General features: G+C 65.1%; 20 protein-coding genes and 1 pseudogene. 18 read left to right on the top strand and 3 right to left on the bottom strand.

What is annotated here, in order from left to right:
* Nucleotides 1–248 precede the first annotated feature (248 nt).
* The 13 genes from YU9_RS0127070 (at nucleotide 249) to fabZ (ending at nucleotide 15,552) form a co-directional block, all read left to right on the top strand.
* Entirely contained in the window at nucleotides 249–611 is a 363-nt protein-coding gene (locus YU9_RS0127070) for a DUF2846 domain-containing protein (protein WP_027575614.1), read from the top strand.
* A gap of 217 nt (nucleotides 612–828) precedes the next feature.
* Nucleotides 829–3,483: a caspase domain-containing protein gene (locus YU9_RS0127065; RefSeq protein WP_027575613.1), complete on the top strand. Its 2,655-nt coding sequence runs from the start codon at nucleotides 829–831 to the stop codon at nucleotides 3,481–3,483.
* 204 nt (nucleotides 3,484–3,687) lie between these two features.
* Complete coding sequence (locus YU9_RS0127060) at nucleotides 3,688–4,683, top strand: 30S ribosomal protein S2 (RefSeq protein WP_027575612.1); 996 nt, start codon at nucleotides 3,688–3,690, stop codon at nucleotides 4,681–4,683.
* 134 nt (nucleotides 4,684–4,817) lie between these two features.
* Entirely contained in the window at nucleotides 4,818–5,741 is a 924-nt protein-coding gene (gene tsf / locus YU9_RS0127055) for a translation elongation factor Ts (RefSeq protein ID WP_027575611.1), read from the top strand.
* A gap of 61 nt (nucleotides 5,742–5,802) precedes the next feature.
* The gene (gene pyrH / locus YU9_RS0127050; protein ID WP_027575610.1) at nucleotides 5,803–6,519 is read left to right on the top strand and encodes a UMP kinase; all 717 of its coding nucleotides are present in this window, start codon (nucleotides 5,803–5,805) and stop codon (nucleotides 6,517–6,519) included.
* 67 nt (nucleotides 6,520–6,586) lie between these two features.
* Complete coding sequence (frr, locus tag YU9_RS0127045; RefSeq protein ID WP_027575609.1) at nucleotides 6,587–7,150, top strand: ribosome recycling factor; 564 nt, start codon at nucleotides 6,587–6,589, stop codon at nucleotides 7,148–7,150.
* 12 nt (nucleotides 7,151–7,162) lie between these two features.
* A complete protein-coding gene (locus tag YU9_RS0127040) occupies nucleotides 7,163–7,921 on the top strand; it encodes an isoprenyl transferase (protein ID WP_027575608.1) in 759 nt (252 codons plus the stop codon).
* The gene (locus tag YU9_RS0127035; protein WP_027575607.1) at nucleotides 7,918–8,760 is read left to right on the top strand and encodes a phosphatidate cytidylyltransferase; all 843 of its coding nucleotides are present in this window, start codon (nucleotides 7,918–7,920) and stop codon (nucleotides 8,758–8,760) included. The genes YU9_RS0127040 and YU9_RS0127035 overlap by 4 nt, the downstream gene beginning before the upstream one ends.
* Before the next feature lie 4 nt (nucleotides 8,761–8,764).
* Nucleotides 8,765–9,988 carry a 1-deoxy-D-xylulose-5-phosphate reductoisomerase gene (gene dxr / locus YU9_RS0127030; protein WP_027575606.1) on the top strand — a complete coding sequence of 408 codons (1,224 nt, stop codon included), beginning with the start codon at nucleotides 8,765–8,767 and terminating at the stop codon, nucleotides 9,986–9,988.
* A 44-nt stretch (nucleotides 9,989–10,032) separates the two neighbouring features.
* A complete protein-coding gene (gene rseP / locus YU9_RS0127025) occupies nucleotides 10,033–11,184 on the top strand; it encodes an RIP metalloprotease RseP (protein WP_027575605.1) in 1,152 nt (383 codons plus the stop codon).
* A gap of 176 nt (nucleotides 11,185–11,360) precedes the next feature.
* Entirely contained in the window at nucleotides 11,361–13,901 is a 2,541-nt protein-coding gene (bamA, locus tag YU9_RS0127020) for an outer membrane protein assembly factor BamA (protein WP_027575604.1), read from the top strand.
* Between the two features lie 125 nt (nucleotides 13,902–14,026).
* Nucleotides 14,027–15,094, top strand: coding sequence for a UDP-3-O-(3-hydroxymyristoyl)glucosamine N-acyltransferase (lpxD, locus tag YU9_RS0127015; RefSeq protein WP_027575603.1), 1,068 nt, complete (start codon nucleotides 14,027–14,029; stop codon nucleotides 15,092–15,094).
* Nucleotides 15,091–15,552, top strand: a complete 462-nt coding sequence (gene fabZ / locus YU9_RS0127010; RefSeq protein WP_024341283.1) for a 3-hydroxyacyl-ACP dehydratase FabZ — start codon at nucleotides 15,091–15,093, stop codon at nucleotides 15,550–15,552. Before lpxD ends, fabZ begins: the two co-directional genes overlap by 4 nt.
* 6 nt (nucleotides 15,553–15,558) lie before the next feature.
* Here fabZ and YU9_RS0127005 read toward each other — a convergent pair whose 3' ends face one another.
* A complete protein-coding gene (locus tag YU9_RS0127005; RefSeq protein ID WP_027575602.1) occupies nucleotides 15,559–15,903 on the bottom strand; it encodes a KTSC domain-containing protein in 345 nt (114 codons plus the stop codon).
* A 176-nt stretch (nucleotides 15,904–16,079) separates the two neighbouring features.
* On the opposite strand from YU9_RS0127005, the gene lpxA reads away from it, so the two are divergent.
* The 4 genes from lpxA to YU9_RS0126985 all read left to right on the top strand — a co-directional run bounded on the left by lpxA (nucleotide 16,080) and on the right by YU9_RS0126985 (nucleotide 20,101).
* Nucleotides 16,080–16,871 carry an acyl-ACP--UDP-N-acetylglucosamine O-acyltransferase gene (gene lpxA, locus YU9_RS0127000; protein ID WP_027575601.1) on the top strand — a complete coding sequence of 264 codons (792 nt, stop codon included), beginning with the start codon at nucleotides 16,080–16,082 and terminating at the stop codon, nucleotides 16,869–16,871.
* 19 nt (nucleotides 16,872–16,890) lie between these two features.
* Nucleotides 16,891–17,748 (top strand): LpxI family protein, encoded by an 858-nt coding sequence (locus YU9_RS0126995; protein WP_036018239.1) that lies wholly within the window; start codon nucleotides 16,891–16,893, stop codon nucleotides 17,746–17,748.
* Complete coding sequence (gene lpxB, locus YU9_RS0126990) at nucleotides 17,745–18,929, top strand: lipid-A-disaccharide synthase (protein WP_027575599.1); 1,185 nt, start codon at nucleotides 17,745–17,747, stop codon at nucleotides 18,927–18,929. Before YU9_RS0126995 ends, lpxB begins: the two co-directional genes overlap by 4 nt.
* Before the next feature lie 152 nt (nucleotides 18,930–19,081).
* Nucleotides 19,082–20,101, top strand: a complete 1,020-nt coding sequence (locus tag YU9_RS0126985) for a glycosyltransferase family 2 protein (protein WP_371259202.1) — start codon at nucleotides 19,082–19,084, stop codon at nucleotides 20,099–20,101.
* A gap of 231 nt (nucleotides 20,102–20,332) precedes the next feature.
* Here YU9_RS0126985 and YU9_RS44735 read toward each other — a convergent pair whose 3' ends face one another.
* The gene (locus YU9_RS44735; RefSeq protein ID WP_198028306.1) at nucleotides 20,333–21,328 is read right to left on the bottom strand and encodes a dienelactone hydrolase family protein; all 996 of its coding nucleotides are present in this window, start codon (nucleotides 21,326–21,328) and stop codon (nucleotides 20,333–20,335) included.
* Between the two features lie 334 nt (nucleotides 21,329–21,662).
* Complete coding sequence (locus YU9_RS0126975) at nucleotides 21,663–22,124, bottom strand: MaoC/PaaZ C-terminal domain-containing protein (RefSeq protein WP_027575596.1); 462 nt, start codon at nucleotides 22,122–22,124, stop codon at nucleotides 21,663–21,665.
* 240 nt (nucleotides 22,125–22,364) lie between these two features.
* Here YU9_RS0126975 and YU9_RS42605 point away from each other — a divergent pair.
* Nucleotides 22,365–22,559, top strand: a pseudogene (locus YU9_RS42605) (IS5/IS1182 family transposase); the annotation flags it as partial.

The raw sequence follows: 22,559 nt of genomic DNA, 5'->3' as shown, positions 1-22,559 counted from the left end.
CCACGCAGTGGCCGTCGGATGTTGTTGCAACCTGTCGCTGATCCGAGCTAGCCTGCATCCAGGGGATTGAACTGGGGTGTGCGATGCTGCGACGGGGCACGTTGTTGATGGCCGTTGGCGCGATGCTGGTGGGCTGTGTCAGCGATCAGGTTGGAACCGACTTTGCGTCTGTAACAAAAAAGGTCGGCCCCCCGCGCGCCGGGCATTCACGCGTCGTCCTGCTCCAGGACAAGAGGAATGGCCTCAGCATGGCCATCTGTGCCTGCGAGGTGAAGCTCGATGGTGCGCCGCTCGGTAAAATCGTGGCGGGGAAATATGCCTATGCCGATCGGCCGGCGGGTCGCCACGAATTGCTGGTGACGGAGCTGATGTTTCCGGGCGACACCAAGCGCGAGATCGTGATGGAAGCCGGCCGGACGCATTTCTATCTCATCAAGAGCAGCCCCAGGCACGATGCTGCCACCGGCGGAGCGGTGCTCGGCGGGCTGGTCGGGCTTGCAGCCGTTTCCATCGCGACCGCCGGTGAGGCGAATCCCGGGCCAGCCGAGCTCGTGCCGCTCGACGAGGCGACCGCGCGAACGAAGCTCGCCGAGTTGCAGGCGGTGGAGTGAGGTAACACTAGAGATCCTCGACCTGATCGCGCGGCGTAGGGATCTGAAGGAGCCTCGCGGCCTTTCGAGCTGACGTGAGGCTGACCTCGAGCTGACGCTCGCTGCGGCGTGGCCATGCCGCCGCCTCAATCCGAGCCTTTCGTTCAAGCGCCGTTCAGGCGGCCGCGCGCCTGATGCGCGGTGACATATCTCAACGACAAAAACGGGCAAGCAAGCCATGCGTGGGACGCTCAGAGCCTTCATCTGCCTTCTGCTGCCGATCGTGGCCCTTGCCGCCGGCGTGCCGGACCAGGCGCGTGCGCAGCAGCAGGAAAAGCGCATTGCACTCGTGGTCGGCAACGGCGCCTATGCCAAGTCGCCGCTGGCAACGACGGCCAATGATGCCGGCCTGATCGCGCAGACGCTCCAGGCCGCCGGCTTCGACGTGGTCGGCGCGCGCGATCTCGACGGCGACACGCTGCGCAAGAGCTTGCGCGATTTCATTCAGAAGGCCCAGGCTTCGGGACCGGGCACCGTTGCGATGATCTATCTTGCCGGCTACGGCGTGCAGCTGGCCGGCGAGAATTATTTCATCCCGGTCGATTCCAACATCACCCGCGACACCGACATACCAACCGAGGCCCTGCGCATCAGTGACTATGCGCGCCAGCTCGCGTCCATTCCGCTCAAGGCCAACATCGTCGTGCTCGACGCGGCCCGCGCGCAGCCCTTCATCGAGGGCGGTCAGCCGATCGCGAGCGGCCTGGCGCTGGTCGAGCCCGAGGCGAACATGCTGATCGCCTTCAACGCCGCGCCCGGCACGGTGGCGCCGGAGGAGCCGGGGCCTTACGGCATCTATGCGCAGTCGCTCGCCGAGATGATCCGCACCGGCGGCCTGCCGCTGCCCGAGGTGTTCGATCGCGTGCGCCTGCGCGTCAACGAGGCCTCCAAGGGCGCGCAGGTGCCCTGGAACGAGCAGAAGATCTCGGCGCAATTCTCGTTCTTCGAGCGTGGGCCCGACGCGCCGCCGCCCGAGGCTGCGCCCGACCAGGTCGCCGCGATCCGGAGCAAGCCGATCCGCGATCTCGGCGTGCAGGATGCCTATGCCGCCGCGCTCGAGCGCGACACGCTGCCGGCCTATGAGGAGTTTCTCGCGGCCTATCCCGGCGATCCGCTCGCCAAGCGTGTGATGGCGATCGTCGCCGCACGCCGCGAAGCCATCACCTGGCGACGGACCTATCGGACCGACACGCCGGAGGCCTATTGGTCGTATCTGCGCCGCTATCCACGTGGCCCGCATGCGGCGGATGCGCGCCGACGCCTGGCGATCCTCACCGCGCCGGCCGAGCCGCCGCCGACCTTCGCGATGATCGACTACGACGTGCCGCCACCGCCGCCGGAGGAGGTGGTCTATGTGGATCGTCCCGTGCTGTATTTCAGCGATCCCGATTTCGGCTTCGCGCCGCCACCGCCGCCGCCGGTCTACTATCTGCCGCCGCCGCCGCCGGATTTCGTTGTGCTGCCGCCGCCGCTGCCGGTGGTCGGCCTGTTCGTGCTGCCGCAGCCGGTGTTCGTGCCGATCCCGGCATTCTACAGTCCGCCGATCTATGTCGCGCCGCCACCGAACAACATCATCTTCAACAACATCCACAACACGACCGTCATCAACACCGTGATCAACCGCCCGCCGGCGCCGCCGCCGGCCGCGGGGCCGGCGCCCGGACCGGGCAATCTGGCGCCGGCCGTTGCCGGCCGTGCCACGCCGGCAGGTCCCGCCCTGCCGCAGGCGGTCACACAACGCGCCGCGCTGATCCAGCAAGGCAAGGCGCCGATGCCGCCGAGCGCGACGATCCAGCCAACGGCGAGACCGGGTCTCGCGACACCGGCTCCGGCCAATGTCGCTCCTGCCATGACCGCGCAGCCGCCGGCTGCGGCCAAGCTGCCGCAGGCCAACACCTTGCCTGGAGCGGCAGCTCCCGGCAGCCCGCCGGCCCGAGCGGGGGCGGCGCCCGGCGCCGTCACGCCGAACGGCACACCCGGTCCGACCGCGACCGCTCCCGCGGGCAACGCTCCTGCCGCGAGACCGCCAGCGCAAGCGCCGACCAAGCTGCCGCAGGCCAATACGCTGCCGATGCCCGGAACCCCTGGCGGACCGCCGGCGCCGGCCGGGCCAGGGGCCGCGCCCGGCACAGTCCCGTCTCATGGCAGACCCGCTGCGACCGCCACGGCGCCCACCGGCAACGTCCCGCCGGCGCAGCCGAACGCGGCAACCGCAACGGCGCCCAATCAACCGCCGGCTTCTGGAAATGCGACGAGCCCTTCCGCGGGCCTGCCCAGGCCGCCGGGGACCGCGACCTCGCCTGCGCCTGACCTGCGCGGCAGGCCGGCCGGGCTCCAGCCGGGCGCCTTGCCGCCGCCGAGCGCGGCCACTGGCAAGCCGGCCGCCCCGACCACGGTCAAACCCGCGACAGCTCCGCCGCCGCCAGTGGCTGCGCGGGCACCGTCCGGAGTGCAGGAACATCGGCCAGCGCCACCGACGCCGCAGGCCGCCAGGCCCGGCGCACCGCCGCCGCATCCTCAGGCCCTGGCGAGACCGACGCCGCCGCCTCCGCCCCGGGTTGCACCACCCGCGCCGCCGCGGGCGGCACCTCCGCCAGTGGCTGTGGCGCGGCCGGCGCCACCGCCGCCCGTTGCCCGACCGGCGCCGCCGCCTGCGATGGCGCGGCCGGCACCGCCTCCGCCTCCGATCGCACGGCCTGCGCCGCCGCCACCGCCGGTTGCGCGGCCGGCGCCGCCGCCGATGGCCGCCGCACCGCATGCGGCACCGCATGCGCCTCCACGGCCGGCCGGCCCGCCACCAAAGAGCTGCCCGCAGGGCCAGCCGAAGTGCTAGGAGGCTCAAGGGCAGGGGACGCCGGGAAGCGACAGCCGGCGTCCCGGACGGTCCCTTATTTCCTTGCTTCTGGCGGAAATGGCGCTATATAGCGCGCCATCTCACACGGAAACATGGCTCACAAGGCCGTCCGGTGGCAGCCGGGGCGAGAACGCTCCGTTTTGCTCACACGTTTCCGGAGGAACCAACCGGAGAACTAGAACGATGGCGCTACCCGACTTCACCATGCGTCAGCTGCTCGAAGCTGGCGTGCACTTCGGCCACCAGGCCCACCGCTGGAATCCGAAAATGGCTCCGTTCATTTTCGGCACCCGCAACAACATCCACATCGTCGACCTCGCCCAGACCGTGCCGATGCTGCACCAGGCCCTCCAGGCCGTCAGCGACACGGTGGCCAAGGGCGGCCGCATCCTGTTCGTCGGCACCAAGCGCCAGGCTCAGGACGGCGTCGCCGACGCGGCCAAGCGCTGCGCGCAGTATTTCGTCAATTCGCGCTGGCTCGGCGGCACGCTGACCAACTGGAAGACGATCTCGGCCTCGATCAAGCGCCTGCGTCACCTCGACGACGTGCTCTCGGGCGGCGAAGCCAATTCCTACACGAAGAAGGAGCGTCTGACGCTTCAGCGCGAGCGCGACAAGCTCGACCGCTCGCTTGGCGGCATCAAGGACATGGGCGGTCTGCCCGACCTGATCTTCGTGATCGACACCAACAAGGAAGACATCGCGATCCAGGAGGCCCAGCGGCTCAACATCCCGGTCGCCGCGATCGTCGACACCAATTCGGACCCGAAGGGCATCACTTATGTGGTCCCCGGCAATGACGACGCCGGCCGCGCCATTTCGCTGTACTGCGATCTCATTGCGCGCGCGGCGATCGACGGCATCTCGCGCGCGCAGGGTGATTCGGGCATCGACATCGGCGCCTCGGCCCAACCGGTTGCCGAAGAGCTGCCGGCGCCCTCGTCGAGCGGCTTCCAGGGCCTTGCAGGTCCCCGCGGCACCGCCGACGACCTCAAGAAGCTCCCGGGCGTGTCGGGTGCGATCGAGAAGAAGTTCAACGACCTCGGCATCTTCCACTATTGGCAGCTCGCCGAGCTCGACCACGACACCGCGCACACGATCGGCGAAGAAGTCGGTCTGCCGAGCCGCGCGGATGCCTGGGTGGCCAAGGCCAAGGCGCTGACCGCGGAAGCGGAATAGTCAAAAAGAGCGATGGGTTGGCCGGATAGGATCCGGCCACCATTTCAGTTGACGCGAATCCCTGAGATGGACCGCGGCGGGGGCGATTGGATGCCGCGCCGCGGCAAACCGGCAGGCACAAAGGATTTTCAACGATGGCAACGATCACAGCTGCGATGGTCAAGGACCTGCGCGAGTCGACCGGCGCAGGCATGATGGACTGCAAGGCCGCGCTCACGGAGACCAGCGGCGACATGGAGGCGGCGCAGGACTGGCTGCGCAAGAAGGGTCTGTCCAAGGCCGCCAAGAAGTCGGGCCGCGTCGCGGCCGAGGGCCTGATCGGCGCGCTCACCAAGGGCACCAAGGGCGTCGTGGTCGAGGTCAACTCCGAGACCGACTTCGTTGCGCGCAACGGCCAGTTCCAGGGTCTGGTCAAGATGATCGCCCAGGTCGCGTTCGACGTCGGTGCCGATGTCGAGAAGATCAAGGCCGCCAAGGTCGGCGACGTCACGATCGAAACCGCGATCAATGATGCGATTGCCACCATCGGCGAGAACATGACCCTGCGCCGCGCCGCCCAGCTCGAAGTGAGCCAGGGCGTGGTCTCCCACTACGTCCACGGGGCCGTCGTCGAAGGCGCCGGCAAGATGGGCGTGATCGTGGCGCTTGAATCGCCGGGCAAGGCCGACGAGCTCGCCGCGCTCGGCCGTCAGATTGCGATGCATGTCGCGGCCGCCAACCCGCTGGCGCTCGATCCGTCCGGCCTCGATCCGGCCGTGGTCAAGCGCGAGAAGGATGTGCTCGCCGACAAATACCGTCAGCAGGGCAAGCCCGAGAACGTGATCGAGAAGATCGTCGAGTCCGGCCTGAAGACCTACTACAAGGAAGTCTGCCTGCTCGAGCAGGCCTTCATCCACGACACCGGCAAGTCGGTGGCGCAGGCGGTGAAGGAGGCCGAGGGCAAGGTCGGCGGTCCCGTGAAGATCGCCGGGTTTGTGCGCTATGCTCTCGGTGAGGGAATCGAGAAGCAGGAAAACGACTTCGCGGCCGAGGTTGCGGCGGCCAGCGGCAAGAAGTAAGCGCCGGAACACCTCCTTCCGGCGTGCCGCCGGAAGCGGCGCCCGGACAAGGAAAGTGCCCATGACTGATCCGGTCTATCGTCGCGTCGTGATCAAGCTGTCCGGCGAATATCTCGCGGGACAGCAGGGGTTTGGCATCGATCAGCCGACCATCGACCGGGTTGCGGACGATCTCATCGCCGCCCGCCGTCTCGGCACCGAGGTTGCGGTCGTGATCGGCGGCGGCAACATGGTTCGCGGCGTCGAGGTCTCCTCCCGCGGGGTGTCGCGCACGACCGGCGACACCATGGGCATGCTCGCCACCGTGATGAACTGCCTCGCGCTGGAAGCGGCGATCGAGCGCAAGGGCACGCCGGCGCGCACGCTGTCGGCCTTCGTCATGCCCGAGATCTCCGAGCTGTTCACCCGCACTGCGGCGCACAAATACCTCGCGGAGGGCCGGATCGTGCTGCTCGGCGGCGGAACCGGCAATCCGTATTTCACCACCGATACGACCGCGGTGCTCCGCGCCGCCGAGATCGGCGCGGAGGCGGTCCTGAAGGCGACCAATGTCGATGGCGTCTACTCGGCCGACCCGAAGAAGGATCCGAGCGCCACGCGGTTCGACCGGCTGACGCATTCGCAGGCGATCGCGGGCGGCTACAAGGTGATGGATGCGACCGCCTTCGCGCTTGCCCGCGAGACATCGCTGCCTATCATTGTGTTCTCGATCGCGGAGCCGGGCTCGATCGGCGCGATTCTGCGTGGCGTCGGCCACGGAACCATCGTCGCCGGCTGACGGCTCATCCGCCGCGCCCCGAGGGAAGGGCGTGGTGAGGTCGCCGGGATTTTGAAGGAGAAACGTGATGGCCACGGGTAATTTCGACCTCAACGAAGTGAAGCGCCGCATGCAGGGCGCCGTCCAGTCCCTCAAGCACGAGCTCGGCGGCCTGCGCACCGGCCGCGCCTCCGCCTCGATGCTCGATCCGGTGCAGGTCGAGGCCTATGGCAGTCACATGCCACTCAATCAGCTCGCCACCGTCAGCGTGCCGGAGCCTCGGCTGATCTCGGTGCAGGTCTGGGACAAGTCGATGGTCAAGGCGGTGGAGAAGGCGATCGTCGATTCGAATCTCGGCCTGTCGCCGGCGACCGAGGGGCAGGTGCTGCGCCTGCGCATCCCCGAGCTCAACGAGGAGCGCCGCAAGGAGCTGGTGAAGGTCGCGCACAAATACGCGGAAGCCGCCAAGGTCGCCGCGCGCCATGTGCGCCGCGATGGTCTCGACGTGCTCAAGAAGCTCGAGAAGAATCACGAGATGTCGGAGGACGATCAGAAGCGTCACGCCGACGAGGTGCAGAAGGCGACCGACGGCACCATCGCCGAGATCGACCAGTTGCTGGCCGCCAAGGAAAAAGAAATCCTCACCGTTTAAGGCATCGCCTTTATGTCCAACGCCACCGCGCCCGCAACGGAAGGACCTGATAGGTCCGAAGCGCCTGCGCATGTCGCCATCATCATGGATGGCAACGGGCGTTGGGCGGCCGCACGCGGCTTGCCGCGTGCGGAAGGACATCGCCGCGGTGTGGACGCGCTGCGCCGCGTGGTGCGCGCCTCGCACGAGCTCGGCATTCGCTATCTCACCATCTTCTCGTTCTCTTCGGAGAACTGGTCGCGCCCGGCGAGCGAGATAGGCGACCTGTTCGGGCTGCTGCGGCGCTTCATCCGCAACGATCTGGCGAGCCTGCATCGCGACGGCGTCAAGGTTCGCATCATCGGCGAGCGCGAGGGGCTCGAGAGCGACATCTGCGCGTTGCTCAACGAGGCCGAGGAGCTGACGCGCGACAACACGCGCCTGACGCTCGTCGTCGCCTTCAACTACGGCTCGCGGCAGGAGATCGCGAAAGCGGCGCAAAAGCTCGCCCGCGAGGTTGCGGAAGGCAGGCGCGATCCTGCCACGATCGACTCCGAGACACTGGGCGCGCATCTCGACGCGCCCGACATTCCCGATCCCGATCTCATCATCCGCACCAGCGGCGAGCAGCGCCTGTCCAATTTCCTGATGTGGCAGGCCGCCTATAGCGAGCTCGTGTTCGTTCCGATCCACTGGCCCGACTTCGACAAGGCTGCGCTTGAGAGCGCGATCGCCGAATTTGCCAGGCGCGAGCGCCGTTTTGGCGGCCTGGTCGCGAAAACTGCCTCGTGAGCGAACCCGACGCCGCACCGGCGGGCTCTAAGCCTGCCCCGAGCAATCTCGTGCTGCGAGTCCTCGCAGGTCTGGTGCTGGCGCCGCTTGCCATTGCGCTCGCCTACGCCGGCGGCTGGCTTTGGGCACTTCTCGTCACCCTGGTGTCGATCGGCCTGTTCGCGGAATGGCTGACGGTGGTGGGCGCGAGCTCGGTCGCACTGACGGGGGTGGGGACCATCGTCATCGCCACCATGGGATTCTGCGTGACCTTCGGTGCGCTGAAGACCGCCGTCATCACCGGCTGCATCGGCGGTGCGATCGTGATGCTGATTGCGCGAGGCAAGTTCGTCTGGGCGGCGACGGGCTTTGCCTATGCAGCGGCGGCGCTGCTGGCCTCGATCCTGGTGCGGAAGGATCTCGTCAACGGCTTCTCCGCGCTGATGTTCGTGCTGCTCGTGGTGTGGGCGACCGATATCGGCGGCTATTTCGCCGGCCGCAGCATCGGCGGTCCGAAATTATGGCCGCGCGTGAGCCCGAAAAAAACCTGGGCCGGAGCGCTCGGCGGCTTTGCGGCGAGCCTTGCGGTTGCGGCCGGCTTTGCCGCGGGCGGGATCGGGAAGGCGGTTCCACTGCTGGTCGTCAGCGCCGTCCTGTCGGTGGTCTCGCAACTCGGCGATCTCTTCGAATCCGCAGTGAAGCGGCGCTTCGGTGTCAAGGATTCCAGTCACTTAATTCCCGGCCATGGCGGGCTTATGGACCGCCTGGACGGTTTTGTCGCCGCCATCCTGGCGGCATGGATTATCGGCTTTGTCCGCCATGGTGTGCATAGCGCCGGAAGCGGTCTTATGGTTTGGTGAGGAAATGAGCGCGGTCCCATTGCGTAACAACAGGCTTGCGGCGTCCGCCGTCCGCAGCGTCACGGTCCTCGGCGCCACCGGCTCGATCGGCGACAGCACGATGGATTTGCTGCGCGCGGCGCCCGAGCGCTACCGTGTCGAGGCGCTGACGGCGAACGGCAATGTCGCAGCACTGGCCAAGCTCGCCAAGGAATTCTCCGCGCGCTTTGTGGCGATCGCCGACAGCTCCAAGCTAGCGGAGCTCAAGGCCGCACTCGCGGGCACCAGCACCGAATGCGGCGCCGGCGAAAGCGCGGTGATCGAGGCAGGCGCGTGTCCGGCCGACTGGGTGATGGCGGCTGTGAGCGGCGCCGCCGGACTGAAGCCGGCGCTGGCGGCGGTCGACCGCGGCGCTCATGTCGCGCTTGCCAACAAGGAGTGTCTGGTCTGTGCCGGCGATTTCTTCATGCAGCGCGCGGCAAAGGCGGGCGCCTGCATCCTGCCGGCCGATTCCGAGCACAATGCGCTGTTCCAGGCGCTGAGCTCAGGCAATCGCGACGAGCTCGTCCGTGTCATCATCACCGCCTCCGGCGGCCCGTTCCGCACCTGGAAGCCTGCCGACATCGAGCAGGCGACGCTCGAGCAGGCCCTGAAGCATCCGAATTGGAGCATGGGCCAGAAGATCACGATCGATTCCGCCTCGATGATGAACAAGGGGCTCGAGGTGATCGAAGCATCCTACTTGTTCGCGCTCGCGCCGGACGAGATCGACGTCCTCGTTCATCCGCAGTCGATCATCCACGGCATGGTCGAGTTTTCCGACTGCTCGGTCGTGGCCCAGCTCGGCGCGCCCGACATGAGGACGCCGATCGCGCATTGCCTCGGCTGGCCCGACCGCATCAAGGGACCGGCGGCCAAGCTTGACCTCGCCAAGATCGGTCAGCTGACTTTCGAAGCGCCGGACTTCGAGCGGTTCCCTGGACTACGGCTGGCCTACGATTCGCTCCGGACCGGGAAGGGGGCCACCACCGTTTATAATGCCGCCAACGAGGTCGCGGTCGCCGCCTTCATCGCCGGCAAGATCCGGTTCGGCGCGATTGCCCGGCTGGTCGAGGCGACCCTTGACGATTGGATCAGAGGCGGGAACCAGGCCCCCCTGACGTCCGCCGACGACGCAATCTCCGTTGACCATGTTGCGCGAAATAGGGCTGCCGCCCTATTGCCTCAAATTGCCTTAAAGGCATCCTAGTTGGTTCGGAACCAGGGCCTTGCGGCGCTGGGTGAGGGAAATCGATGATCGACTTTTTCGTCCATAGTTTCAATACGTTGAGCCATGGGCTCCTCGGCTACGCGGTTCCCTTCCTGTTCGTCCTGACCATCGTCGTGTTCTTCCACGAGCTCGGCCATTTCCTGGTCGCGCGCTGGGCGGGCGTACGCGTATTAACCTTTTCGCTCGGGTTCGGGCCTGAGCTGGTTGGCTTCAACGACCGCCACGGCACCCGCTGGAAGATCTCGGCGATCCCGCTCGGCGGCTACGTCAAGTTCTTCGGCGACGAGAGCGAGGCCTCGACCCCGTCGGCCCAGACGCTCGCGGCCATGACGGCTGAGGAGCGCGCCGGCAGCTTCCATCACAAGAAGGTCGGCCCGCGTGCCGCCATCGTCGCGGCCGGACCGGTCGCCAATTTCATCCTGGGCGCGCTGATCTTCGCCGGCATGGCCCTCTATTACGGCAAGCCGAGCACGATTGCGCGGGTCGACGGTGTCGTCGCCGATGGCGCGGCCGCCGCTGCCGGCTTCAAGATCGGCGACGTCGTCGTCCAGATCGACGGCAAGCCGATCGAGAGCTTTGCCGACATGCAGCGAATCGTTGCGATGAACGCCGGTTCGGCGCTTACCTTCCGGGTGAAGCGTGAAGGCGCCATCGTCTCGCTGACCGCGACCCCGGCGCTGCTCGAGCGCAAGGATCCGTTTGGCAACAGTCACCGTCTCGGCGTGCTCGGTGTCGAGCACAAGTCGCAGGCCGGGGAGGCCTCGACCACTCCGGTCGGCATCGGTGAAGCGCTCAAGATCGGGGTCGAGCAGGTCTGGTTCATCATCACCAGCACCTTCAAGTTCCTGGGCTCGCTGTTCGTCGGACAGGGCAATCCGAACGAGGTCAGCGGCGTCCTGGGAATCGCGAAGATGTCGGGGCAGGCGGCCAGCGCCGGGTTCCAGTTCGTGATCAATCTCTGCGCGGTGCTGTCGGTCTCGATCGGCCTGTTGAATCTGTTCCCGATCCCGCTGCTCGATGGCGGCCACCTGATGTTCTATGCGGCCGAGGTGGTCCGGGGCCGGCCCTTGTCCGAGCGGACCCAGGAGATGGGGTTCCGAATCGGGCTCGGTCTGGTGCTGATGTTGATGGTGTTTGCGACCTACAACGACATCCTGCGGATGGCCGCTTCCTGATAGGGGCTTTTTTGTGGCGTTGCTGTTGAGCAACGTCCTGGAATGAAATTGAAATTACGGCGCTTTCGGCCGTTTGCGGCGTCGGCGAAATTGGCTACAAGCGGCCTGAACTTGGGGAATCTCCGGACCGGCGTTGGGGTTGGGTCTGGCACGGAATGATAAGGGCGCGTTGCGCGATGAAGTTTGGACTGCGACTCCGGGGGGGCTTGCTCGCAACCCTGATCTTGTTCGGCGCGCCGGTGGTTGCCCCGGTTGGGGCTGTTTTGGTGTCTTCGTCTGCGCTCGCTCAGACCGTTCAGTCGATTTCCGTCGAGGGAAATCGCCGCGTCGAGGTGGAGACGATCCGCTCCTATTTCAAGCCGGGTCCGGGCGGCCGGCTGGATCAGGCCGCCATCGACGACGGCCTCAAGGCGTTGATCGAGACCGGCCTGTTCCAGGACGTCAGGATCAACCGCGGTTCCGGCGGCCAGATCATCGTCTCCGTGGTGGAAAACCCGGTGATCGGCCGCATCGCCTTCGAGGGCAACAAGAAGATCAAGGACGAGCAGCTCACCGCTGAAGTCCAGTCCAAGGCGCGCGGCACCTTCTCCCGCGCCATGGTGCAGTCCGACACGCTGCGAATCGCCGAAATCTATCGCCGCTCCGGCCGCTATGACGTGCGCGTCACGCCCGAGATCATCGAGCAGCCGAACAACCGCGTCGACCTCATTTTTACGATCGAGGAGGGCGCCAAGACCGGCGTCAAGTCGATCGAGTTCGTCGGCAACAATGCGTTCTCGTCCTACCGCCTGCGCGACGTGATCAAGACGCGTGAATCGAACCTCTTGAGCTTCCTCGCCAGCGGCGACATCTATGATCCCGACCGCGTCGAAGCCGACCGCGACCTGATCCGCCGCTTCTACCTCAAGAACGGCTTTGCCGACGTCCAGGTGGTGGCTGCGCTCACCGAATACGATCCGGAGAAGAAGGGCTTCAACGTCACCTTCAAGATCGAGGAAGGCGCGCAATACCGCGTCGGCGCGGTCGACTTCCGCTCCAGCATCCCGAACTTCGATCCGTCCTCGATGCGCGCCTATTCGCGCGTCAATGTCGGCTCGCTCTACAACGTCGAATCGGTCGAGAAGTCGGTCGAGGAGATGCAGATCGAGGCCTCGCGCCGCGGCTATGCCTTCGCCGTGGTTCGGCCCGGCGGCGACCGCAACTTCGAAGCGCACACCGTGTCCGTCGTTTTCAACATCGACGAGGGCCCGCGCACCTATATCGAGCGCATCAACCTGCGCGGCAACACCCGCACGCGCGACTACGTGATCCGCCGCGAGTTCGACATCTCGGAAGGTGACGCCTACAACCGCGCGCTGGTCGACCGTGCCGAGCGGCGCCTGAAGAATCTCGACTATTTCAAGAGCGTGAAGATCACGACCGAGCCGGGCTCCTCGAGCGACCGCGTCATCCTGATCGTCGACATGGAAGAGAAATCGACCGGCGACTTCTCGATCTCGGGCGGTTACTCCACCACCGACGGTGCGCTGGCCGAAGTTTCGGTCTCCGAGCGCAATCTGCTCGGCCGCGGCTTGTTCGCCAAGGCGTCGGTGACCTATGGCCAATACGCCCGCGGCTATTCGCTGTCGTTCGTCGAGCCGTATCTGCTCGACTACCGCGTCGCGCTCGGCCTCGACCTCTATCAGCGCCAGCAGCTGTCCAACAGCTACATCTCCTACGGCACGAAGACGCTCGGCTTCTCGCCGCGTCTCGGCTTCTCCTTGCGTGAAGATCTGGCGCTCCAACTGCGCTACTCGATCTATCAGCAGGAAATCACGCTGCCGAACTACTTGGCGAACTGTAATAACGTGCAGTTTCTGCCCGACGGCAGCGCAAATCCATCGTTCAATCCGAGCCCAGCCTTTGCCAATGCGAATGGTATTAGCCTTGCTTCGACAAATGGCCTAGGCTGCTACAGCGACGGTGAAGCCTCACTGCCGGTGCGCAGGGAGCTTGCCAACGGCAAGACCCTGACCTCGGCGCTCGGCTATACGCTGACCTACAACACGCTGGACAACAACAAGAACCCCACCGACGGTCTGCTCATCGACTTCCGCCAGGATTTCGCCGGCGTCGGCGGCGACGTGTCCTATCTGAAGTCGGTCATCGATGCGAAGTACTACACACCGCTGGTGTCGGACATCGTCGGCCTCGTACGCCTGCAGAGCGGCATGCTGAACAAGATCGGCAGCGACTTGCGCATGCTCGACCACTTCCAGATGGGCCCGAACCTGGTCCGCGGCTTTGCCCCGAACGGCATCGGCCCGCGCGACTTGAACCCCTTTGGTACGCAGGATGCGCTCGGCGGCACCAAGTATTGGGGCGCTTCGCTCGAACTGCAGATGCCGTTCTGGTTCCTGCCGAAGGAAGTGGGTCTGAAGGGCGCGGTCTATGCCGATGCCGGCGGCCTCTACGATTACAAGGGACCGACGAGCTGGACCGCCACCAACGAGGTCAATGTGCCGGGCTGTATACCATCGACCGTCAATCCGTCGAGCACCGGAACCTGTACCGGCCTCGTCTATGACGACAGCAAGGTGGTCCGCTCCTCGGTCGGTGTCGGCTTGATCTGGCAGTCGCCGTTCGGTCCGCTGCGCTTCGACTACGCCGTGCCGCTCACCAAGGGCAAGTACGACCGCACCCAGGAGTTCCGGTTCGGCGGCGGCACCACGTTCTAGTTCGATCAGCACGGCACGATCCGGATCTCTGGAGCCGGTTTCCGAAAGGGATCGTGCCAATCCAAGACATGAGGCATGATGCGGCCCGACCGCTTCATGCCGAAGCCGGACCGCGACGGGGTGGAATGGCGCAGCCGACCTTCTTCACAAAGCCGCCTGCCACAGCGTTGGCCGAGATTGCCACGCTGGCCAAGGCGCAGCTGGTCGACCCCGACAGGGGCAGCCACGTCATCACCGGCCTTGCTTCGCTCGACGAAGCGGGCCCGATGCATCTGGCATTCTTCGACAACCTCAAATATGCCGATCAGCTCAGGGCGACCAAGGCGGGGGCCTGTCTGGTCAGCCCGCGCTTCGAGGCCGAGGTGCCCGCGCATGTGGCCGTGTTGCGGGTCGCGCAGCCGTTCCGCGCCTTCGTCCGGATCGCGCGGGAGTGGCACGGCGAAGCGCTGCGGCCGCAATCCTGGGTCGGCAATGACGGTATCGCGCCCTCGGCGATCATCGATCCCTCGGCCCGGCTCGAGGACGGCGTGGTCGTCGATCCGCTCGCCGTAATCGGCCCGGACGTCGAGATCGGCAGCGGCACCGTGATCGGCGTCGGAGCGGTGATCGGCCCCGGCGTCAAGATCGGCCGGGACTGCAATGTCGGCGCACGCACCGCGATCCAGTGCGCCCTGATCGGCAACAACGTGCTGATCCATCCGGGCTGCTCGATCGGGCAGGACGGCTACGGCTTCATCTTCTTCGGTCCCGAGGGCCATCTGAAGGTGCCGCAGACCGGACGAGTGCTGATCCAGAACGACGTCGAGGTCGGCGCCAACACCACGATCGACCGTGGCTCCTTGCGCGACACCGTGATCGGCGAGGGGACCAAAATCGACAATCAGGTCCAGATCGGCCACAATGTGACGATCGGCCGGCACTGCCTGCTGGCGGCCCAGATCGGCCTCGCGGGCAGCCTGACCATCGGCGACAACGTGGCGCTCGGAGCGAAGGTTGGCATCAACAATCACCTCAAGATCGGCGACCGGGCCCAGGTGACGGCGATGAGCGCGGTCAAGGACGACATCCCGCCGGGCGGTCGCTGGGGCGGACATTTCGCCAAGCCGACCAAACAGTGGTTCAAGGAGATCATCGCGGTGGAGCGCCTGGTACGCGACAGCAAGGCCGATCCGAAGGACGAGGGACGGGAATGACGGCGGAATCACCTGTTAAGTTCGAGCTGGTGGATATCAACGCGATCCTCCAGACCCTGCCGCACCGCTTTCCGATGCTGCTGATCGACCGCGTGATCAACATCCGCGCCGATTACAGCGGCATCGGCATCAAGAACGTCACCTTCAACGAGCCGGCCTTCCAGGGGCATTTCCCCGAGCGCCCGGTCTATCCCGGCGTCATGATGATCGAGGCGATGGCGCAGACGGCGGGCGTGATCGGCATCAAGTCGGTCGAGGGCACCGAGAAGCCGCGGGCGGTCTATTTCCTCACCATCGACAAGTGCAAGTTCCGCAAGCCGGTGCTGCCCGGCGACACCATCGAATATCACATGCGCTCGCTCGGGCGCCGCAAGGCGATGTGGTGGTTTCACGGCGATGCCAAGGTCAACGGCCAGGTCGTCGCGGAAGCCGACGTCGGCGCCATGCTGACGGACTGAGCGAACTCAACCCTTCTGGACCGGCTCGCGCGTCCGGCACGCGTAGCGCCCGGCGGTCGTCTCGCGCTTGATGTTCTGGTTGAAGAACTGCCCCATGGACGGCGCGCCCAGGAGGCGTTCGACCGCCCCCGCCGTCACGCCGCAATAGCGGTCATAGGCGCCATTGCTCGCGACAATCAGGTCCTGCCGCGCGCGATCGTAACAGACCCGCTGAAGCACCGTGCTGCGGGTGATGTCCCGGCATTCAAAGGTCCCGAGATCGACGAGACGGTGTTCGCCGGTCTCGATTGTCTCCGACACGATCGGCGTAGCCGCGAGCTGTGCAAGCAGAAGGACCAGGGCCCTGACCACGATCGTTGAAGCTCCGCATGAACGTGTTGATGGGCCGGGACGCCGGCCTCATCCGGCACTTGAAACACGGCGAGATGTTACGTCACTGGACAGATCGGGCATAGTCGCGCTAACCACCCGAAAACCAAGCGACTTCAATACATAACCAGACCTTCTTGACGAGTAAGATTGGCTTGATGAGCAAGATTGATCCCACCGCACGGGTCGCGGACGGCGCCGTGATCGGCGATGGTACCGAGATCGGACCCTATTGCATCATCGGCCCGAACGTCGTGATCGGCGCGAACTGCAAGCTGATCGGACAAGTCACCGTCATCGGCCACACCTCGCTCGGCGATGACTGCGTGATCTCGCCATTCGCAGTGCTCGGTGGCGCCCCGCAGGATCTCAGCTACAGGGGTGAGCCGACCCGGCTCGAGATCGGTTCGGGCTGCACCATCCGGGAAGGCGCAACGATGAATGTCGGCACGATCAAGGGTGGCGGGCTGACCCGCGTCGGCAACGGCGGCTATTTCATGAACAACAGCCATGTCGGCCATGACTGCATGGTCGGCGACAACGTGATCTTCGCGACGTCAGCCACGCTCGGCGGTCACTGCGAGATCGGCGATTCCGTTTACATCGGCGGCCTGTCCGCGGTGCACCAGTTCACGCGCATCGGCCCCTATGTCATGGTCGGAGGCGTGTGCGGCGTGCGCGACGACGTGATCCCCTATGGGCTGGTCAACGGCCAGTATGCGGTGCTGGAGAGCCTCAATTTGATCGGCATGAAGCGGCGCAAGTTCACCAAGCAGCGGCTCGCGACCGTGCGCGGCTTTTACCAGAAGCTCTTCCACGGGGCCGGCACCTTTGCCGAGCGGCTGGAGGCAGTGCGGCCGCTCGCGGGCGAGGACCCCGCGATCGCCGAAATTCTCGACTTCATCGGTAAGGGCAAGCGCCCGCTCTGTCTTCCCGCCATCGCGACGTGATCCTGTGATGGCCGCGGGCATGACATCGGCGGCTTCGCAAGTTTCGTCACCGGTCGGTATCGTCGCCGGTGGCGGCGCCATGCCTTTCGCGGTCGCCGAGTCGCTCGCCGCGCGCGGCATCACGCCGGTGCTGTTTCCGCTGCGCGGGGCCTGCGATCCGGCGCGGGTGGAGCAGTTCCGCCACCGCTGGATCTCGGTCGGCCAGCTCGGCCGCGCGATGCGGCTGTTTCGCCAGGAAGGCTGCCGCGACCTGATCTTCATCGGCACCTTGGTGCGGCCCTCGCTGTCCGAGATCCGTTTCGACGTCAAGACGCTGCGCCTGCTCGGCAATGTCATCCGCGCCTTCCGCGGCGGCGACGATCATCTGCTGTCGGGTGTCGGCCGCATCCTCGAGCAGGACGGCTTCCGCATGGTCGGCATCAAGGATGTCGCGCCGGATCTGCTGATGCCCGAGGGCTGCATCAGCCGCGCCTGGCCGAGCGACACCAGCAAGACCGATATCGAACGCGGCCGGGCGGTGCTGACCGCGCTCGGTCCGTTCGACATCGGCCAGGCTGCGGTGGTGATCGACGGCCATGTGGTCGCGGTCGAGGACATCGAGGGCACTGACGCGCTGCTGGCGCGGGTCGCGCGGCTGCGTGAGGAGGGGCGCATCCGCGCCGCCACGGGACGCGGCGTGCTGGTGAAGGCGCCGAAGAGCGGTCAGGATCTGCGCTTCGACCTGCCGACGATCGGCCCGCGCACCATCGAGGGCGTCGCGGCCGCCGGCCTTGCCGGCATCGCCGTCATCGCCGGCAACACCATTGCCGCGGAGCCGCAAGCGATGATTGCGCTTGCCGACGCAAAGTATCTCTTCGTCATCGGCCTGCCCGCGTGATGCAGGACCGCGATCCCAAGCGCAAGATCTTCCTGATCGCGACGGAGGAATCCGGCGACAGGCTCGGCAGCGCCTTGATGAAGGTGCTGCGCCAGCGCCTCGGTGACGGCGTGCAGTTCGTCGGTGTCGGCGGCCGCACCATGGCGCGCGAGGGCCTCGACTCGCTGTTTCCGATCGAAGAGCTGTCGATCGTCGGCTTTGCCGCGGTGGTGCAGCAATTGCCGAAGATCCTGCGGCTGATCCGAAAGACGGCTGACGCCGTGACCGAGGCCGCGCCCGACGCGCTCGTCATCATCGACAGCCCCGACTTCACCCACCGCGTCGCCCGCCGGGTACGCTCGCGCAGTCCGGCGATCCCGATCGTCGACTACGTCTCGCCGCAGCTCTGGGCATGGCGGCCGGGACGGGCGCGAACCATGCTCGGCTATGTCGATCACGTGCTCGGCCTGTTGCCGTTCGAGCCGGAGGAATATCGCAAGCTCGGCGGGCCGCCATGCAGTTATGTCGGCCATCCCCTGATCGAGCAATTGGGCTCGCTGCGGCCGAGCGTGGAGGAGCAGAAGCGCCGCGATGGCGCGCCACCGGTGCTGCTGGTGCTGCCGGGCAGCCGCCGCAGCGAGATCCGGCACCACCTCGAGGTGTTCGGCGCGGCGCTCGGCCGTTTGCAGGCGGAGGGGTGCGCGTTCGAGCTGATGCTGCCGACCATGCCGCATCTCGAAGCCACCATCCGCGAAGGCATCGCGCATTGGCCGGTCAAGCCTCGAATCGTGATCGGCGAGAACGAGAAGCGTGCCGCCTTCCGCATTGCCCACGCCGCGCTGGCCAAATCCGGCACGGTAACGCTCGAGCTCGCACTGTCGGGCATTCCGATGGTGACGGCCTATCGCGTCGGTGCCATCGAGGCCTTCATCTTGCGCCGCGCGATCCGGGTCTCCTCGGTGATCCTGGCCAATCTCGTGATCGGCAAGGATGTCATTCCGGAGTTCCTGCAGGAGGAGTGCACGCCGGAGAAGCTGGCCCCGGCGCTCGCCGAATTGCTGACGGATTCGCCGCTCCGCCGGGAGCAGGTCGAGGCATTCGCCAAGCTCGATCAGATCATGTCGACCGGCAACAAATCGCCGAGCGTGCTCGCCGCCGACATCGTGCTCGCGACGATGCGCAAGGGGAGGCGAACGAGCTAGGGCGTGTCCTCATACACGTCTGCCGGCGACGGCCCAGCGGAAGACACTGGGCCAGGCCGGATTTGATCGGCAGCAGACGAACTACCGGTCGTGGCAGCCGCCAGGAACCCATTCAGTCGCATTTTGTTGAACAGATAGGTCTCGACGCTTTTGTGAGTCGGTGGAATCCGACAATTAACGTGAGCTCTGTAGACGTCGTTGTTCCCTGTTTCGGGTACGGGCACTTCCTGCGAGAGTGCGTCGAGAGCGTTTTGACGCAATCCGGTCCCGAATTGCGCGTGCTCATCATCGATGATGCGTCGCCCGACAATACTGCGGAAGTTGCGCAAGATTTGGTTGGCTCCGATGCCCGCGCCAATTACCGCAGGCACACCTCGAATCAAGGTCTCATCGTTACCGCCAACGAAGGCATCGCCTGGGTGAAAGCCGACTACATGCTTCTGCTGTCCGCGGACGATTACTTGTTGCCCGGTGCCCTCAAGAGATCGGCCGATCTAATGGACGATCATCCTTCTGTCGCTTTCACCTTCGGAGGCGCGGTCGTGCTGGGTCAACGGGGGGAGCGCTCGCGCCATAGAACAGGAGTGGGATCCAGAACCCACGTCTTATCCGGACTTGATTTCATTGCACTTAGCGGCGCAAGAAACATTGTGCTGTCACCGACCGTAGTGGTTCGCACGAGCCTGCAGAAAAGAGTGGGCGGGTATTTGGCTGACTTGCCCTACGCCTCTGATATGGAAATGTGGTTGCGGCTCGCCGCACACGGCGACGTGGGGGTCATTGCTGCTGATCAAGCCGTGTATCGATCGCACTCGGCCAATATGTCAAGTGAGCCTTCGCGGGAGCGAGACCTGCTCCAACGCAAAGCGGCGATTGAGCACTTCCTGAATAGTTGCGCCGCCAGGTTGACGAACGCTGATGACCTTCGTGCCTGGTTGATCCACATGTTGGCGCTTGAAGCGATCGGCTGCGCAAGCGCTGCCTTCAACGAAGGAGCGATGGAAAGCTCAGCACGCCTTTCTAAGCTTGCGGTGAGTATCGATCCGAGCGTTCAAGGAACGCGGCGGTGGTGGTTTCTCGCCTGCAAGAAGGCTCTTGGGTTGCGAGGTTGGCTGCTGGTGCGGCCTTTAGTTGAGTGGTTTAGATCGATCTTCCAGAACGAGCGCCACTGAGTCTGCCAAAGCCGCGTCGGCCGGCAACAGATCGCCGAGCGTGCTCGCCGCCGCCATCGTGCTCGCGACGATGCGCGAGGGCGGGCGGGCGAGCTAGAGCGCGTACTCATGAACGTCTGCTCGCGACGGCTCAGCGGAAGTCACTTGGCTTGGCCGCGACCGGCGGCTTGTTGGCCCAGAGTGGGGCATCTGATGCACCCGTCGAATGTGCAGCAAAGACGCAGTGCTGCTCTACGGTCGCATGCTTCGTCGAAGGAAGGAAATCGTATCAGCGATCGATTGGGCGCGAACTGCCGCGTCAAATCCCATCGAATAGCCCGGCGCTGCGGCGAGGCAGGTACCAAAGGCGGCCGGGTCGAACGGCTTCGCCTCGCCGTCGATGAGCAAGGCCGGCCGCTTCGGCCCGAGCAGGATGAGCGGACATTTTTTCGTGCTCACGAGGTCCGGGTAGAAGCGAACAGTGGTGAGATCGGGGACGGTCCATGCATGGTAGGCGCCCGGATAGATTACAGTTTGGATCGGGGCCGGCGCCCCGGCGGCGCGCGCGTAAGCCAGATATCTCTCGATCTTGGTCAGCGGAAGATTGTCGTCCTTGTCGCCGAGCAGCAGCAGGACCGGAGAGCCGGTATAGGCGCCGGGTTCGGCGCCCGCGCCAAAAGTCCCGCCGGGATAGAATGAGACGTGAGCGGCAAATCGGTCTGGTCCCGGACTGAGCGCGGATCTCACCGCCTCGAATGCCGCAAGGTGAGCCACTTCAGCGCCATACGAAAATCCGATGATCGCAATATGCGCGGCGTCGATGCGACTGTCGCGGGAGAGAAGCCGCAGCGCGGCGTACGCGTCCGCAACGCCAACCGTCAGATAGCCCGGTGATCCCTGCAGGGCTGTCCCCGTGGTTCCGCGCGCGGAAAAACTGTCATACGTCAATGTGGCGAAATCTACCTTGCGCAATTCCGCAGCGACGTAGCCTTCGTTGGCGTCACGATAGCCGGCGAGCGTGTGGACGACGACGACGATTGGATAGTGATCCTTCACCTGCTCGGGAAAGCCAAGCGTCGCCTTGACCGTCACTGCTGCGGTCGCTGCCTCCCGCGCCAAAAGTTGGCGCATGTCGCCGTAGGTGGCCGATTGAAACGTGATTGTGGATGTGCCTGCCTGCGTCTGACAATGTCCAGCCGCTGTGCTAAATACGACACTCGCCATCAGTACGCATAACATTCGGTACATCGAAGTCTCTTCGCCTCGCTGCCGTGCGGGCAAGCCTAACTGTCCAACTCTGCGAATGCTACGTCTGATGCTGGCCCATCGCTGCCTAGCGGGATCCTCGTGCAGGTGTTGGCTGTCGGGTGTAGACCACAAGCGGATTGCAGTGGGTCTTGACCGCCGATTTAGACCCAGAGCCCGCATTGGTGGAGATTTCTTCGCCAGCGATCTGCCGAGACAAAGCTCGCTCCCACCAAGTCCCTAATACGATCGCTACCTCGGCCAACGTCATCCGCCGCGCTCGCTTCGACCGCCGCTTGTGGACCCAAAGCAGACAACCGACCTAGCCGACAATGGCTTACATTGATGCTTTCGCATCCGGTCGTCTCGCAACGAGACCGTTGCCGACGCACTGCAGCACCGTATCGCCTTTTTGGTTGCGCAAGCGGAACTGACCGCGAACGACTCCACTGTCGGGCCTCGACTTCGACGCGCGCTTTTCCAACGTGGTCGCTTCGAGATAGAGGTCGTCGCCGGGACGCACTGCGTTGGGCAGCCGCAGCTCATCATAGCCCAACCCGGCAATCGCACGGACCGGAGGCTTTAATTCGTTTGTTAGCGAGATGAAGATCGCGAACGTGTGGGCAGCAGATGCGGACAGTCCTCCAAAAGCGGAACGAGCAGCGGCTGCCTCATCGATATGGAAGGGCCTCGGGTCATACCGCTTGGCGAACTGAATGATTTCTTCCTTGGAGACAGAATAGGGACCAGCCTTCTGGCTGTCACCAACCTCAACGTCTTCAAAATATCCGCCAGTCATTGGTCAAATCCTCTATGCACGGGCCGACGAAAGGACGGCATAAGCTGACTTTGAGGACTATAGCCCAGTGCCGGTCAAAATCACCACGTCCCCCTCTGGCCTTAATCCGTCATAATGCTTGGACGGGCCGATGAAGTGATCGAATAGCATGCAGGTCCGGTTGTGGCCCAGGCCGTGTGAAAAGGCTCTGTTTGCTGTGATTCGGGCGATAAGATTTCCTGCGATTTTGCGGGGCATCTGATGAAGCGCTTTGTTGAAGGGGTGGATCGGGGGCAGAGCACGCTGTTTCCGTCGTCGCTCGATGACTATGTGAGCGAGGACAATCCGGTCCGCGCGGTCGACGTGTTCGTCGACGGTCTCGATCTCGGCAAGCTGGGGTTCGTCGGTGTCCAGCCACTCGACACTGGCCGACCGAGTTACCATCCCAGCACTATG

Source organism: Bradyrhizobium sp. WSM1743 (genome assembly GCF_000473065.1).
In the GTDB taxonomy this organism is placed as follows: domain Bacteria; phylum Pseudomonadota; class Alphaproteobacteria; order Rhizobiales; family Xanthobacteraceae; genus Bradyrhizobium.
Note: the sequence above shows the minus strand (reverse complement) of the source record. Positions and strands in the feature narration are given on the sequence as shown.

What these genes read in the sequence shown, in the direction of transcription:
- lpxA (WP_027575601.1), top strand. Translation starts at nt 16,080, where the DNA reads ATGAGCAAGATTGATCCCACCGCACGGGTCGCGGACGGCGCCGTGATC.
- YU9_RS0127065 (WP_027575613.1), top strand. Translation starts at nt 829, where the DNA reads ATGCGTGGGACGCTCAGAGCCTTCATCTGCCTTCTGCTGCCGATCGTG.
- YU9_RS0126995 (WP_036018239.1), top strand. Translation starts at nt 16,891, where the DNA reads ATGACATCGGCGGCTTCGCAAGTTTCGTCACCGGTCGGTATCGTCGCC.
- pyrH (WP_027575610.1), top strand. Translation starts at nt 5,803, where the DNA reads ATGACTGATCCGGTCTATCGTCGCGTCGTGATCAAGCTGTCCGGCGAA.
- frr (WP_027575609.1), top strand. Translation starts at nt 6,587, where the DNA reads ATGGCCACGGGTAATTTCGACCTCAACGAAGTGAAGCGCCGCATGCAG.
- YU9_RS44735 (WP_198028306.1), bottom strand. Translation starts at nt 21,328, where the DNA reads ATGTACCGAATGTTATGCGTACTGATGGCGAGTGTCGTATTTAGCACA.
- bamA (WP_027575604.1), top strand. Translation starts at nt 11,361, where the DNA reads ATGAAGTTTGGACTGCGACTCCGGGGGGGCTTGCTCGCAACCCTGATC.
- rseP (WP_027575605.1), top strand. Translation starts at nt 10,033, where the DNA reads ATGATCGACTTTTTCGTCCATAGTTTCAATACGTTGAGCCATGGGCTC.
- YU9_RS0127060 (WP_027575612.1), top strand. Translation starts at nt 3,688, where the DNA reads ATGGCGCTACCCGACTTCACCATGCGTCAGCTGCTCGAAGCTGGCGTG.
- fabZ (WP_024341283.1), top strand. Translation starts at nt 15,091, where the DNA reads ATGACGGCGGAATCACCTGTTAAGTTCGAGCTGGTGGATATCAACGCG.
- dxr (WP_027575606.1), top strand. Translation starts at nt 8,765, where the DNA reads ATGAGCGCGGTCCCATTGCGTAACAACAGGCTTGCGGCGTCCGCCGTC.
- lpxD (WP_027575603.1), top strand. Translation starts at nt 14,027, where the DNA reads ATGGCGCAGCCGACCTTCTTCACAAAGCCGCCTGCCACAGCGTTGGCC.
- YU9_RS0127040 (WP_027575608.1), top strand. Translation starts at nt 7,163, where the DNA reads ATGTCCAACGCCACCGCGCCCGCAACGGAAGGACCTGATAGGTCCGAA.
- YU9_RS0127070 (WP_027575614.1), top strand. Translation starts at nt 249, where the DNA reads ATGGCCATCTGTGCCTGCGAGGTGAAGCTCGATGGTGCGCCGCTCGGT.
- tsf (WP_027575611.1), top strand. Translation starts at nt 4,818, where the DNA reads ATGGCAACGATCACAGCTGCGATGGTCAAGGACCTGCGCGAGTCGACC.
- YU9_RS0126975 (WP_027575596.1), bottom strand. Translation starts at nt 22,124, where the DNA reads ATGACTGGCGGATATTTTGAAGACGTTGAGGTTGGTGACAGCCAGAAG.